The organism is Salinimonas lutimaris (assembly GCF_005222225.1).
Classification (GTDB): Bacteria; Pseudomonadota; Gammaproteobacteria; order Enterobacterales; family Alteromonadaceae; genus Alteromonas; species Alteromonas lutimaris.
On the sequence record NZ_CP036536.1, the window covers coordinates 1,689,268 to 1,702,515 of the forward strand.

The following is a 13,248-nucleotide window of genomic DNA, read 5'->3' on the forward strand; positions in this document are numbered from 1 at the left end:
AGCATGTGTGCCCGAATTAAAAACCATTGGACTGTTTTTGCTTACCGCAGTGGCAGAACTGGTGGGCTGTTATTTGCCTTATCTGTGGCTAAAACAGGGCAAGTCGGTTTGGTTACTGGTACCCGCTGCCGTGTCGTTGGCCTTATTTGCCTGGTTGCTGACATTACATCCCACTGCCGCAGGCAGGGTGTACGCTGCTTATGGCGGCGTTTATATCTTTGCCGCCATTATCTGGCTATGGCTGGTTGATGGTATTCGCCCGGGTATCTGGGATGTGGTTGGTGTTACTGTGGCGATGATGGGCATGGCCATTATTATGTTTGCCCCACGCACCGCCTGAACCGGCCGGTCAGCGCTTTTTAGCAGGAAAATAACGATGTCGCTTGATGAAATAAAACAGAAAATGCACAGCGGTGAGGTGTATTTTTCGCATGAACCGGCGCTAGTTGACGAGCAAACCCAGTGCCTCGAAATTCTTTATGATTATAATCAGTCTCGGCCGTCACAGCATGCACGACGCCAGCAGATTTTAACCCAACTGTTTGCCCGTATGGGTGAAAACTGTTACTTCGAGCCACCGCTCAGGGCAAACTGGGGAAAACATACTTACGTTGGTAAGCAGGTGTATGCCAATTTCAACCTGACCCTGGTCGACGATACCACGATTACCATTGGGGATTATGTGATGTTTGCGCCCAATGTAACGCTGGCAACCGCCGGGCATCCTATAGAGCCGGGGCTACGCCGACACGTCGGACAGTTCAATATGCCGGTCACTATTGAAAATAATGTCTGGATTGGCGCACACACCGTGGTGTTGCCCGGTGTGACCATTGGTGAAAACTCTGTTATTGGCGCTGGTAGCGTAGTGACCCGGGATATTCCCGCCAATGTGGTGGCGGTGGGTAATCCATGCCGGGTACTCAGGCCCATTGGTGAAAATGACAAGCAGAGGTACTTCAAAGACCGACAGTTTGATCCGGCTTTACAGTTCCTGATGGATCCCTGATTTTCTCCGTCGTATTTGGCCGGTATTGAATAAAAACGAGGTTAGCTATGCTCTTAAAACCATGGATTTATGGGGGAGTTGTGGTAGTCAGCATACTGGTTTCCGGCTGTTACACCGTACCGGATGAGACGGCTGCCACACCTGATATGGAGTTGGGGAAAAACTGCTACATCTCGCAGTGCTCTGACTGTGTGGGGCTGCGGAGCTGCCCGCTGGAACAGCAGGATATCCTGGGGGCATCTTGCTCATGCCGCACCCCGCAGGGCATTCAGTACGGTAGTGTATCTAAATAGCAGTACCCGGGCTGATACGGCTGCCTCAAGGTCATCGTGATGGCTCATCAAAAATGAGCCATCGATTATGCCGGACCGCTTATATCACGATACCCGTCAGATATAATCCTACACCCAATACCCCATGGGTGATCAGCGCATTTATTCTTGCTGATGCCGGAGCGGGCGCTTTACTGGCTGCTATACCCAAACCCATACCCGGCTGCATCACAAAAAATGGTGTTACCACAGTGATAATTCCGGTTGCAAGAGCGGGTAAGAAGGTTGGCTGCGCCAGCCAATGGCTGCCGGTAAATAGAAGTAACAGGCCGGCGAAAACGATTCCCAACACATAATGAGCCAGCCATCCAAATACCAGCTCACCGGGTTTAGGTGTCGCGCTGGCCATGCTGGTGTGGCGGAATCTGCCAGCAGGCATATGTAGCAGCCAGCGTCCCACCATGCCGTAATCAGGAAAAGGAATGCCCAGCCATTTAGACCGCACCATGCCCCATAAATCAGTGATGGCGGTAGCGCCGACGCCAAGCAGCAGTATCGCTGTATAAGTATGCATAAATTCACCTGTTGGTTGAACATCAAAAAGACGGCTGCTACTTTACAACTTAAAGTCAACTTTAGGTCAAGAGTGATAATGGATATTTCTCAGGTAGCCAGGAAAACCGGTGTTCCGGCATCAACGCTACGCTATTACGAACAAAAAGGGCTGATTACATCAGTGGGCAGACAGGGGCTTCGCCGCGTGTTTAAGCCCGATGTGACCGACCGTCTGGCGCTGATTGCCCTTGGACGGGCTGCCGGGCTGAGCCTGAATGAGATTGGTGCGATGTTGGGCCATCAAACCGAGCCTGAGATTGACCGTGAGTTACTGCTAAATAAAGCCGACGAGCTTGACCGTAATATCACTACGCTGAAAACGATGCGCGACGGACTGCGCCACGTGGCTCAGTGTACGGCGCCCAGTCATCTGGAATGCCCGCGGTTCAGACGCCTGATGGGTCTTGCCGCGGCCGGCGAACTGGGCGATGGCGGGGCAGTAACGCGCCGAAGCCCGTTACCGCCAACATAAACCCGGGGCGAACCGCTAAGGTTTTTCAGTGCCCTCAAATACTTCCCGGTGTGTGATCCAGGTTGCTGCCATCTCACCAAAGGCAATAAAGTGCGCGGTGTTTTCGTGCGCGTCCAGCGCCTGCTGGCTGGCCCATTGCTCCACAATATAGTAGCGGCCGGTATCGGTGCGAGCTAGTTCGTAGCGTAAAGCCCCGGGTTCCTGACGGCTTTTGTCTACCAGCACCTTAACAGCCTGTTCAAATTGCTCAATGTATTGTCTATCAATGGTGAGTCCTACCAGTAATGTAATCATGCGGTTCTCCTGTTGGTAAAGGTTAAATAGGACAGAGGTGCAAGTGCCAGTATGACCATGACAATGCCGGCTGCCGGGGTATACGCCAGTTCACCGGCTGATACTAAGCGCCCGCCCGCTGTTTCGCCCAGCGCAATGCCCAGATTAAATGCAGCAATATTCAACGCTGAGGTAAAATCCACCGCTTTGGGCGTATGGGCCTGGGCAATGCTGAGCATGCCGGTTTGCAGGGCAGGAGATAACGCAAAGGCCAGAATCCCCCAGGCAAATAATGTGGTTGCCATCAGCCACGGCTGATACATCGCAACCAGCAGAAAAGCCAGTATCAGTGCCAGCGCGCTGAAGTTACCCAAAAGCGTTTTGTTCCAGCCAAACCGGGCTGATGCGTTGCCCCCACCCAGATTACCGATAAAGGTGGCAGCCCCGAATATCAGCAGCAGAATGCTGGCGGTTTGCTCGGTAAACCCGCTGATTTGTACCATAATAGGCGTGACATAAGTGAACGCGGTAAAGGTCGCGCCAAAGCCTAAAATCGTTACGCCCATCATGGCTAGAATATGCGGGTTCTTAAGCGCTGACAGTTGTGTTTTGACATCAGCTGACGGCGTGACTTCCGGTCGGGGAAGCATGATTGCAGTGGCGACCAGTGAAATAATGGCCACCACCAGTACCGCTACAAATGGCCATTGCCAGCCGGCTAGATTGCCGATAAAGCTGCCCAGAGGAACGCCGATAACCATCGCCAGAGTCAGGCCGGCAAACATCAGGGCAATGGCGCGGGATTCATTGCCTTTACCGGCCAGCGCGGCTGCCACGGTTGCGCCAATGGCAAAAAAGCTGCCATGTGCCACCGCGGTCAGGAGCCGACCAGCCAGCAACATGTCAAAGGTGCTGGCGGTAGCAGAGATTAGGTTACCCAAGCTGAATATGGCAATAAGCGCCAATAGCACAGGCTTTTTGTTAAACCGGGCCAGAAGCAGGGTTACCACCGGCGTACCCAGAGCCAGTGCCAGTGCATACAGACCGACCAGTGAGCCGGCCTTTTCCAGCGGCACATTAAGGTCGCTGGCAATACTGTTAAGTACACCCACTACAATAAATTCGGCTACGCCGATGGCAAATGCAGTCAGCGACAACAGATAAATTCCCGGATGAAGACGCATCTTATCAGCCATACAGCGCCTCCTGAGCCAGTTGCTCATCAGCTTCAAGAGTGGCACCGGCAACTCCTAGGCCCCCGATAACCTGACCCTGTTCATCACGAATTACCAGACCACCACCAAAACTGATCATGCCGTTGTTGGTCGACTCCAGTGTGTACAGGTCAGCGCCAGCCCGGGCCATACTACCTAAAGCAGCAGAGTCGGTATGAAACAGCGCAGCGGTGCGGGCTTTTTTGATTGCTACATCAATGGTTCCCAGCGCTGTGTTATCCATACGGGCAAACAGCACCTGCAAACCGGCCTGATCCACCACCGCCACACTGATATGAAAACCCTCTCGCTGCGCTGCGTGTTGAGCGTTACTGACTAACTGCTGTGCTTGTGCTAATTGCATACTTTGCCACTCCGTATCTTAAAAAGGTTGGTGTGCAGAGTAAGAGCGTGAGGGGCTTAGCAAAAGAGAAGAGCGGAATTGCGGTGCAATGTTTGATAATGCCGAACAAATGTAGCTATGGTGATGAAAAATGAACTCGCTGAAGTTGACCGGCCAGCGTATGCAAGCGGCTTTCCGGAAGCCGGGCTGCTGGTCCTGCTACCCCCAGTACCGCGATGACGTCGCCATTATCATAAAGCGGCAGAGCCAGGCAGTTCAGACCAATTTCAGCCTGTTCCAGATCAAGCGCATAACCTTGCCGGTAAATTTCAGTCAGTTCACCAGACAACGTCTCTGACATACTCCCGGTTTTGCGCAACTGTCGAACCAGTTGCGGTGTGAAAGCCAGAAATACTTTACCAATGGCAGATGTGTTCAGCTTTTCGCGCTTACCCCGTGGGTTAGCCAGACGCAGACTATTGCCTCCCTGTATGGCTTCAGCATAAACATAGTCCTGATTGCCGCCCGGTACTGCCAGATAACTGGTTTCACCAGATTTGACTGGCGGTATATTCCAGCAGAGCCTGATAACGATTACGCACGGACTCGTGTTGGGCCATCACCGGCTGAGCCAGCGCACCTAAACGGCTGCCCAACTTATACAGGTTATCCTGGCGCTGCACATAACCCAGTGAAATCAGGGTATTGAGTAGTCCGTGAGCAGTGGTTTTATTCAGCCCGCAGTAACTGACCAGCTCACTCAGGCGTGCCTGACCACCCAAAGAGCCCAGCGCCTCAAGCAGCGCAAATGCCCGTTCTACCGATTGAATTGTCTTTAGCGGATTCGTCATGTTAAGTGATAAGCCAGTAAGTATTACACCAGTAGACGGCAATACGCGCTTAAGGGATGCAAAGCAGACTATGCCGGGGTAATGTACGACGTGTTAGTTTTGGGCAAACTTAACCCTGATTTTGCTTTTGGCGATATTTTTATGTTGCAGCTCATGGCAGGCCTTTTTGGCTTCGGCCGCGTCTGGCATTTCAACAAACGCAAAGCCTTTAGACAGGCCGGTTTCTTTATCCAGAACCAGATCACATTGTGCTACGGTGCCATATTCACTGAAAAGACTGTAGATTTCCTGCTCTGTTACTGTTCTGGCGAGGTTACGAACTAAAAGTTTCATAGTGTACTTCTATAAGAAAAGAGCCCGATTATCTCAGGTATGCGGTGTTTAACCAAGCCAGGATTGTGTTTTTAATACCACAGGCCGTTTTTACTGCTGTTTAAGCACTTCAATGCGCTTTGCCAGCTCTTCTGCCTCGGCGGTCATTGCAGAATAAGTTCTGATATCTCCGTTTCGCTGTGCATGCATGGCTTTTTCCAGCAATGCTGCGTGTTGTTTTTGTAACTTTTTGGTGGGGTCGCGCCGTAAAAATGAAAACATAATGGTACCGGTGAAACAGTGGTTATTTTATGAGAATAACGTATTTGCAGCATCAGGTTGATTAACTTCACGCAATAGTCCGGTGTTGCGGTAAAAGCAGCGACTGACCAGCACTATCAGGCGCTATGAGGAGTTTTCAGTTGCGTGATTCTGGCTTCCATATAGCGCAAAATATCACGCCATGACACCATGCCAACGGGATGCTGTCGGGCATCGACAACCGGCAGGCAGGACACAGTATGCTGGTTAAAGCGTTGCATGGCGCTGACTACAGAGTCTGTCGGCTGCAGGGTAATGACATGACGAGTCATGATCTGATGCGCCCGTTTATCCAGCGTTGCACGGTCCCGGGCACGCTCACTCAGGGTGTCTGCAAATGGGCTGAGTGCTGCTAATAAGTCCCGGTCAGAAATGATACCGGCCAGTTTATTGTCCTGTACCACCACCAGGTGATGAAAGCCGGTGGCATCAAATAATTCGCGCAAGGTCTGCAAACTGTCATCCAGGTGCACGCTCACCACCCGGGCAGACATAATCTGGCTCACATTCATAGAAAATCCGCTTTATTGTTTTAGATAAGTATAAAAGTGGTTTAGAAAAACAGCGATTTTTTATTCCAATTCCGGTTTCGGCCATTGTTCTGTGCAAACAGGGTGTTATTATCATTTTGTTAACAACAAACAGAGCTAAAAATGAAAACGTTTAACCCTACATTGATTTTTACAGCAGGCCTGGCAATAAGCGGCCCCGTCATGGCCGCGCAAAACCTGTATCAAACCCTGCCGGCTGAGGTTACACCGCAACTCAGTGAGCAAGGAAAAATGCCGGTGGGAGTCACCACAGTGACAGTTACTGACGAGCAGCATCCTGAATTATGGAGTGATAATCGCAATGAGCGCTCGCTAAAGCTGGAAGTATGGTATCCGGCCGTTAAGCAGACTGCGCCGGCTACGTATGAAAATGTCACCCGTAGTCACACAGTCTTTACCCTTGAAGGGCAGGCCGGCCGGGACGCTGATCTGGCTGACGGGCAATATCCGCTGGTGGTGTTAAGTCACGGTTATACAGGTTACCGGCATCTGATGTTTTATCTGGGTGAGCATCTGGCCTCCCATGGATATATTGTGGCCGCCATAGATCACACTGATTCCACCAACGAAGAAATCAATTTTGCCGAGTCGCCTTATGCGGGCTTCCCAAGCACATTATTTAACCGTACCAGAGACCAGCAATTTACTCTGGATGCCATGCTTCGTGAACCGCTGTTTGAAACGCACATTGATGAGCAGCGCGCAGGTTTAATTGGCTATTCTATGGGCGGCTATGGGGCAGTGAGCACAGTGGGCGGTTGCTACCAGTTCAGCGACAGTGCTGCGGGTCAGTTTACCGGTATCAAAGAGCCTGCGCAGGCAAAAGCACTGGCCGATAAGCTCAATACCTGTGCTGGTGGCAACGCCAGCAGTGAGGAAATGGACCCGCGCTGGTCTGCCACGGTAGCGCTTGCCCCCTGGGGCGGCCAGCATCAGTTGTTTGACCCGGCCTCGCTGGCCCGGATTCAGACACCGGTACTGTATGTTGCCGGTGATGCTGATGATATTTCCGGTTATGACGGCATTCAGTGGTTATTTGATAATACTGGCAGCCCGGATAGCCAAATGCTGACGATTCATAATGCCCGTCATAATATTGCTCCGCATCCGGCCCCTGAAGAGGCCTACAGCAAGGAGTTTGATCTGGGTTCATATTATGAGCCGGCCTGGCGTATTCAGAGTTTGAATATGATTATTGAGCACTTTAGTCTGGCGATGATGGACTGTTATCTAAAGCAGGATAAAAATGCCTGTAGTTACCTGGATGTTCAGGGGAATAGTAATGAAGAGCAGGGCGCTGCGCCATGGAAAGGTTTTGATAAGCGCTGGGGACTTGGGCTGAGTATGCAGCACAAGCAGTGAGGGGAGCATCGTCGTCTTTGACGTTCACCCGTCGTCCCTGAATCGCGCAGCGATATCAGGGATCTCGTTGGGCATTGACTACCTCAAGCGATAGGATGATTCGAATCAGCCAGCCTGTTGCGGAGATTCCCGCTTTCGCGGGGACGACGTCATATTTTCCGCCATCTCTTAACCGCGCAGCAGCAACAATAATCCCGTCGGCCCGTCGTCCAGGGGGCATAAAGTGCAAACCTCGACCTCCCTTGTGAGCGGCTAACCGAGCGCAACGCTACGTTAGTGACTTAAGTCGTTAATTGAATATCGCAGGTTTACCATCCTTTGCCGGTGTTGACCGGCGGCAACCAGAGGGTAATGGCGATTACCCTCTGGGCTTCCTCGCTGTCCGGGTGCGCTCAACGCTGCGCTTGAAGGGGCCCAAAAGCGTTACTTTCTTCGAATACTCTGTAGTTGATAATTCCACAATTACCTCGTCGTCCCTGAAGCCCGAAGGGCTATCAGGGATCTCCTTGGGCAATGACTACCTCAAGCACAAGGATTATTTCAGTCAGCCTGTTAACGAGATTCCTGCTTACGCAGGAACGACGGACTATAAACACGATGTTTTTTCGGTCTCGTCGTCCAGGGGGCATAAAGTGCAAACCTCGACCTCCCTTGTGAGCGGCTAACCGGGCGCAACGCTACGTTAGTGACTTAAGTCGTTAATTGAATATCGCAGGCTTACCACCCTTTGCCGGTGTTGACCGGCGGCAACCAGAGGGTAATGGCGATTACCCTCTGGACTCCCACGCTGCCCCTGTGCGCTCAACGCTGTGCTTTAGATGAACAGGCAAAACCAAGCGGGCCAAAAGGGACATCCGTGTCCCTGTTGTCCCTATCTCATCATCCGTGATGAGATTTGCTTTTGCTTATCTGTTCATCTAAAGCCCATGAGCTTAAAGGGGCTCAAAAGCGTTACTTTCTTCGAATACTCTGTAGTTGATAATTCCACAATTACCTCGTCGTCCCTGAAGCCCGAAGGGCTATCAGGGATCTCCTTGGGCAATGACTACCTTAAGCAAAAGGATACTTTCAGTCAGCCAGCCTGTTGAGGAGATCCCCGCTTTCGCGGGGACGACGTAATATTTTTCGCCATCTCTTAACCGCGCAGCAGCAACAATAATCCCGTCGTCCCTGAATCGCGCAGCGATATCAGGGATCTCGTTGGAACCTGGCTACCCATTTCAAAGGTTATTTTGTATCAGCCAGCCTGTTGCGGAGATCCCCGCTTTCGCGTGGATGCCAGAAGTGAGGGTTTTATACCGCCTCTACGGTGTAGATCAGTGATGTTTGCGGGAATAGCACCGGCATTTGCATGCCAAAGGTCATCAGGGCTTCGCCACTGAAAATCTCACCATCCGTTTTTTGTAAAATAGACGGAGAGTATTCTTTCAGGTTACCCAGTTCTGCCCGGTTCAGGCGATATTGCTGTTCCGGGTTCAGACCGGCGAAATAAAAACGCGACGGAATAGTACGGCCGGTCTCTTTCACGTTGTTGTAAGCAAAGATGCCCTTTGATTTGTCCTTGGCCACATAACCAAACTTCACATTCAGCCCATCATCATCCATTCGGAATAAATCACCGCTGTGTAACAACGAGCGGTTTTCCTTGTACAGATTAATAGCAGTCTTCAGCACCTCTTTTTCATGATCTGTTAACTCACGTGGGTCCATTTCGATACCCATATGCCCAAACATGGCAACTGCACTGCGCAGTTCGATGGGCAGATGACGGCCGGTAATATGGCAGTCGCGCGGACCCACGTGGGCGCCCATAACTTCTGATGGGAAGAAGAAAGAAAAACCACGCTGAATATACAGGCGATCCAGTGCGTCATTGGAGTCAGAGGTCCAGAAGCGATCCGTGTGTGGCAAAATACCTAAATCAACCCGGCCGCCGCCTGAACAGCAGCTTTCAATCTCCAGTTGCGGATGTGCAGCGCGGACCCGGTCGATAAGGGCATACAAGGCGCTCATCTGACCGTGCATGGCCGGCTTACCGGCCAGGTTCCCCGGGTGATTAACATCGCGGTTCATATCCCATTTTATATAAGTGATTTTAGGATAGGCGGTCATTACATCATCAATCACCTTAAACAGATAATCGGTGACATCCGGGTTGGTTAAATCCAGTACATACTGATGGCGAAATGGAATATGCGGGTTATTTTTGGTTTGCAGCGCCCATTCTGGATGTGCCCGGTACAAATCAGAGTCCGGATTAACCATTTCCGGCTCAAACCAGATACCAAATTCCATGCCTTTATCGGTGACATAATCAATCAAGCTATCAAGACCCTGCGGATAAATGGCTTCATCAACAGTCCAGTCGCCCAGCCCTGCATGGTCGTGACGACGGCCCTTAAACCAGCCATCATCCAGCACAAAGCGCTCCACGCCCAGCGGGGCCACTTCATCCGCCAGGGCTTTTAATGTGGTTTCATCATGATCAAAGTAAATGCCTTCCCAGGTGTTGTAATGTACCGGGCGGGGCTTACTTTGAGCACTATGGCGCAGTATGTTGACGCGGATATATTCATGGAATTGTCGAGACAGCGCAGAAAAGCCATCCTGTGCAAAGCCGGCATACAACACAGGAGAAGTATAAGACTGGCCGCTGGCCAGGCTGACTTCGCCGGGCAGCAGTAATTCACCAAACTGCACATAGCTGCGGCCATCAGCCATCATCTCTGCACGCAGGCGGTGGTTGGCAGAAGCACCCAGATGAAAGCCCATGCATTCACCGTGCAATTCAGCTGTTCCTCTGGCATAGGCCAGCAGGCCGGGAAATGTATCGTGTGAGGTTTTTCCGCGGCGGTTTTCACGCACATACGAGCCCATAAACAGATCATGATCCTGAGTCTGAAACTCATTTGACCAGCGTCCCTCAAAACCACGGATGCTGGTAAAGTGCATTGGCAGAGAGAGGGTAGCGGCATTCAGATACGACAGGTTTATCGCAGTCTGTCCGGTATTTTTAATACTACTGGTAAAGGTGGCCACACTGGTGTTGCTATCCAGTGTCACGGTCAGGGTCAGCAGCAGTCCGCGAGTGTCATCAGACAGGGTGAAAACTGCCTGTTGAGCGTTGTGCTCAATATTTTGCAGAAAAAATCCGGCGGCCCACTGATCGGTATCCCCGAAAACTTCCAGGCCCGGTGCGCCGGTAAAACCCTCTCCATGGGTAGGGACCAGCGCCACCGGCGGCTCGGTAACCGGTGCACATTTTGCTTCCTGACGGGTACTGAGCGTTGCCAGCATCTGGGCGCTGGTGGTATCACTTAACTTTTTACCGTAATAGAGCAAAGTCGGTACACGGCCCTGATTAGAAAAAATCAGACTGACCTGATCATTTTGCAGGGTAACAAATGCTGGCGCTGCGGACATAAAGACCTCGAATATAAAATATTTGTTAAAAAGTTTAGTGCTGGCTCTGTCAATAAGCCGGCAGATTCGGCTACACTGTGGCCGCTATAAAGATTCGCTGGGCGGTCGCAGTTAGTTAGGTTAAACGTTTTACTTAATGCTATCATAACGTGACTTAAACCAATTTGAAACACATCAGTACATTTGGAGAGATGATGTTAGGAATTTGTTACTACCCGGAGCACTGGCCTAAATCACAGTGGGCGCAGGATGCAAAGGAAATGCGCGAGCTTGGTCTGACCTATGTGCGAATCGCCGAATTTGCCTGGTCGAGACTGGAACCCTCACAGGGCACGTTTACCTTTGAATGGCTGGATGAAGCAATCGAAACACTGGCTGCAGAAGGGCTGAAAGTGATCATGTGTACGCCTACTGCCACGCCGCCAAAGTGGCTGATCGATGCCTATCCGGATATTCTGGCTGTGGATGTCAATACCGGGCTGGTACGAGGGTTTGGTTCCCGTCGGCACTATGATTTCTCCAGCGAGGATTATCGCCGTGAAGCGATGCGGATCAGTGACGTGGTTGCCCAGCGTTATGGTAGTCATCCGGCTGTTGTTGGCTGGCAGACCGACAATGAGCTGGCTTGTCATGACACTACCCCAAGCGCCTCTGACAGTGCACTGGCCGCTTTCCAGGGCTGGTGTGAGCAGCGTTACGGTACCATCGAAAAGCTGAATGAAGCCTGGGGCAATGTATTCTGGTCAATGGAATATCCGGACTTTCAGAGCATTGACGTACCTTATTTTGCGGTGACCGAAGTTAACCCGTCTCATTCACTGGCTTATCGCCGGTTTTCCTCTGATCAGGTGATTCGCTTCCACGATGAAATGGTATCGATTATCCGCAAACATGCACCGGGCCGGTTTGTCACCCATAACTTTATTCCTATGTCTGATACTCAGACAGATAACTATGCGCTGGCTAAAGACCTGGACTTCTCTAGTTTTGACAATTATCCGCTGGGGCGCACTGATTTGTTCTTTGCCGATGAAGACACAGAGCAGTTCAAGCGGTATATGCGTACCGGACACCCTGACTTTTCGAGTTACTACTTTGATCAGACCCGGGGTTTGTCGCAGAAAAATTTCTGGATCATGGAGCAGCAGCCAGGCCCGGTAAACTGGGCTGTGCATAATCCGCGTCCTGAGCCGGGTATGATTGCCCTGTGGTCTTGGGTGGCCTTTGCCCATGGTGCCGATACGGTATGCTATTTCCGCTGGCGTCAGGCGGCCTTTGCCCAGGAGCAAATGCACGCAGGCCTGAAACGGGTGGACAACTCGCCGTCTGCGGCTTACCCGGAAGTCCAGCAGGTTAAGGCCGAACTGGACCAGCTGAACATTAATCTGAACGACCCGCTGCATTATCGTGTGGCTATTGTCAGCACCACTACCAACCAGTGGGTTAGCGAGATTGAACAGCAGGGCCAGAGCTACCGGCACGAAAAAGTCGAGTTTGAATACTATAATGCGCTGCGTCTGCTGGGTCTGAATGTGGCGTTTGTGTCGCCCGAACACAGCCTGACAGACTATGATCTGGTTGTGGTACCGACCATGCCAATTATCAGCGATGCCTTTATTAAAAACTGTGAAGCAACGGATGCCACTATCGTATTCGGGCCTCGTACTGGCAGTAAAACCGATGAGTTTCAGTATCCACGTAATCTTGGCCCGGGCAAACTGCAGTCGCTTTTGCCGGCGAAAGTGTTATCAGTAGAAACGCTGCGCGGTGATATTCAGGAAAAGCTTAACTTTAATGGCGAGCAGTTCCACAGCAACCGCTGGCGTGAAGAGTTACTGCCGGGTGACAACTGTGAGGTGGTGGCCCGTTATGAGGATGAGTCGCCGGCGGTGGTTAAGTCAGGCAACCTGTATTACGTGGGCACACTGAGCTGCTCTGACTTCCTGACCAACTTGCTGGGCAAGTTGGCAGTGGAGAAAGGTATTGCCACTCATATTCTGAACGAAGACGTGCGTACGGTGGAGCGGGGCGACTATCGCTTTATTTTCAACTACGCCGGCACACCGGTACGGGTCGATGCCTTTGCCGATGCTGACTTTGTGATTGGCTCACACGAGCTGGATGCTTATGGTTATGCGATAGCCAAACGTTAATCACTGAGTCTTGTTCTTACACATAAACGGAGCTGATTAGCTCCGTTTTTTTATATGAGCAGCTTCACCGGCAACAA

General features: G+C 51.4%; 16 protein-coding genes. 6 read left to right on the forward strand and 10 right to left on the reverse strand.

Annotated features, from left to right (window positions below; genetic code table 11):
- Positions 1-7 precede the first annotated feature (7 nt).
- Positions 8-340 (forward strand): YnfA family protein, encoded by a 333-nt coding sequence (locus EZV72_RS07200; protein WP_137166605.1) that lies wholly within the window; start codon positions 8-10, stop codon positions 338-340.
- 36 nt (positions 341-376) lie between these two features.
- Positions 377-1,009 (forward strand): sugar O-acetyltransferase, encoded by a 633-nt coding sequence (locus EZV72_RS07205; RefSeq protein WP_137166606.1) that lies wholly within the window; start codon positions 377-379, stop codon positions 1,007-1,009.
- 372 nt (positions 1,010-1,381) lie between these two features.
- On the opposite strand, the gene EZV72_RS07210 is transcribed toward EZV72_RS07205, so the two are convergent.
- A complete protein-coding gene (locus tag EZV72_RS07210; protein WP_137166607.1) occupies positions 1,382-1,855 on the reverse strand; it encodes a DUF2938 domain-containing protein in 474 nt (157 codons plus the stop codon).
- A 78-nt stretch (positions 1,856-1,933) separates the two neighbouring features.
- On the opposite strand from EZV72_RS07210, the gene EZV72_RS07215 reads away from it, so the two are divergent.
- A complete protein-coding gene (locus EZV72_RS07215) occupies positions 1,934-2,368 on the forward strand; it encodes a helix-turn-helix domain-containing protein (RefSeq protein WP_137166608.1) in 435 nt (144 codons plus the stop codon).
- 15 nt (positions 2,369-2,383) lie between these two features.
- On the opposite strand, the gene EZV72_RS07220 is transcribed toward EZV72_RS07215, so the two are convergent.
- From EZV72_RS07220 to EZV72_RS07255, 8 genes are all read right to left on the reverse strand, one after another.
- The gene (locus tag EZV72_RS07220) at positions 2,384-2,662 is read right to left on the reverse strand and encodes a putative quinol monooxygenase (RefSeq protein WP_137166609.1); all 279 of its coding nucleotides are present in this window, start codon (positions 2,660-2,662) and stop codon (positions 2,384-2,386) included.
- The gene (locus tag EZV72_RS07225) at positions 2,659-3,837 is read right to left on the reverse strand and encodes an MFS transporter (protein WP_137166610.1); all 1,179 of its coding nucleotides are present in this window, start codon (positions 3,835-3,837) and stop codon (positions 2,659-2,661) included. The genes EZV72_RS07220 and EZV72_RS07225 overlap by 4 nt, the downstream gene beginning before the upstream one ends.
- The gene (locus tag EZV72_RS07230; protein ID WP_137166611.1) at positions 3,830-4,219 is read right to left on the reverse strand and encodes a GlcG/HbpS family heme-binding protein; all 390 of its coding nucleotides are present in this window, start codon (positions 4,217-4,219) and stop codon (positions 3,830-3,832) included. The genes EZV72_RS07225 and EZV72_RS07230 overlap by 8 nt, the downstream gene beginning before the upstream one ends.
- A 115-nt stretch (positions 4,220-4,334) precedes the next feature.
- Positions 4,335-4,793: an IclR family transcriptional regulator domain-containing protein gene (locus EZV72_RS18620; RefSeq protein ID WP_137166612.1), complete on the reverse strand. Its 459-nt coding sequence runs from the start codon at positions 4,791-4,793 to the stop codon at positions 4,335-4,337.
- Complete coding sequence (locus EZV72_RS07240) at positions 4,747-5,049, reverse strand: helix-turn-helix domain-containing protein (RefSeq protein WP_137166613.1); 303 nt, start codon at positions 5,047-5,049, stop codon at positions 4,747-4,749. Before EZV72_RS07240 ends, EZV72_RS18620 begins: the two co-directional genes overlap by 47 nt.
- Positions 5,050-5,142: 93 nt before the next feature.
- The gene (locus tag EZV72_RS07245) at positions 5,143-5,382 is read right to left on the reverse strand and encodes an RNA recognition motif domain-containing protein (RefSeq protein WP_137166614.1); all 240 of its coding nucleotides are present in this window, start codon (positions 5,380-5,382) and stop codon (positions 5,143-5,145) included.
- Positions 5,383-5,472: 90 nt separating this feature from the next.
- On the reverse strand, positions 5,473-5,643 hold the full coding sequence (locus EZV72_RS07250) for a DUF6435 family protein (RefSeq protein ID WP_137166615.1): 171 nt from the start codon (positions 5,641-5,643) through the stop codon (positions 5,473-5,475).
- Between the two features lie 116 nt (positions 5,644-5,759).
- Positions 5,760-6,194, reverse strand: coding sequence for a CBS domain-containing protein (locus tag EZV72_RS07255; protein ID WP_137166616.1), 435 nt, complete (start codon positions 6,192-6,194; stop codon positions 5,760-5,762).
- A 141-nt stretch (positions 6,195-6,335) separates the two neighbouring features.
- Between EZV72_RS07255 and EZV72_RS07260 the strand changes: the two genes are divergently transcribed.
- Positions 6,336-7,595 carry an alpha/beta hydrolase family protein gene (locus EZV72_RS07260; protein WP_137166617.1) on the forward strand — a complete coding sequence of 420 codons (1,260 nt, stop codon included), beginning with the start codon at positions 6,336-6,338 and terminating at the stop codon, positions 7,593-7,595.
- A gap of 293 nt (positions 7,596-7,888) precedes the next feature.
- Positions 7,889-8,260, forward strand: a complete 372-nt coding sequence (locus tag EZV72_RS07265; RefSeq protein WP_137166618.1) for a hypothetical protein — start codon at positions 7,889-7,891, stop codon at positions 8,258-8,260.
- 628 nt (positions 8,261-8,888) lie between these two features.
- On the opposite strand, the gene EZV72_RS07270 is transcribed toward EZV72_RS07265, so the two are convergent.
- Positions 8,889-11,018, reverse strand: a complete 2,130-nt coding sequence (locus tag EZV72_RS07270) for an alpha-galactosidase (RefSeq protein ID WP_137166619.1) — start codon at positions 11,016-11,018, stop codon at positions 8,889-8,891.
- A 191-nt stretch (positions 11,019-11,209) separates the two neighbouring features.
- On the opposite strand from EZV72_RS07270, the gene EZV72_RS07275 reads away from it, so the two are divergent.
- Entirely contained in the window at positions 11,210-13,171 is a 1,962-nt protein-coding gene (locus EZV72_RS07275) for a beta-galactosidase (RefSeq protein WP_137166620.1), read from the forward strand.
- Positions 13,172-13,248: the final 77 nt, after the last annotated feature.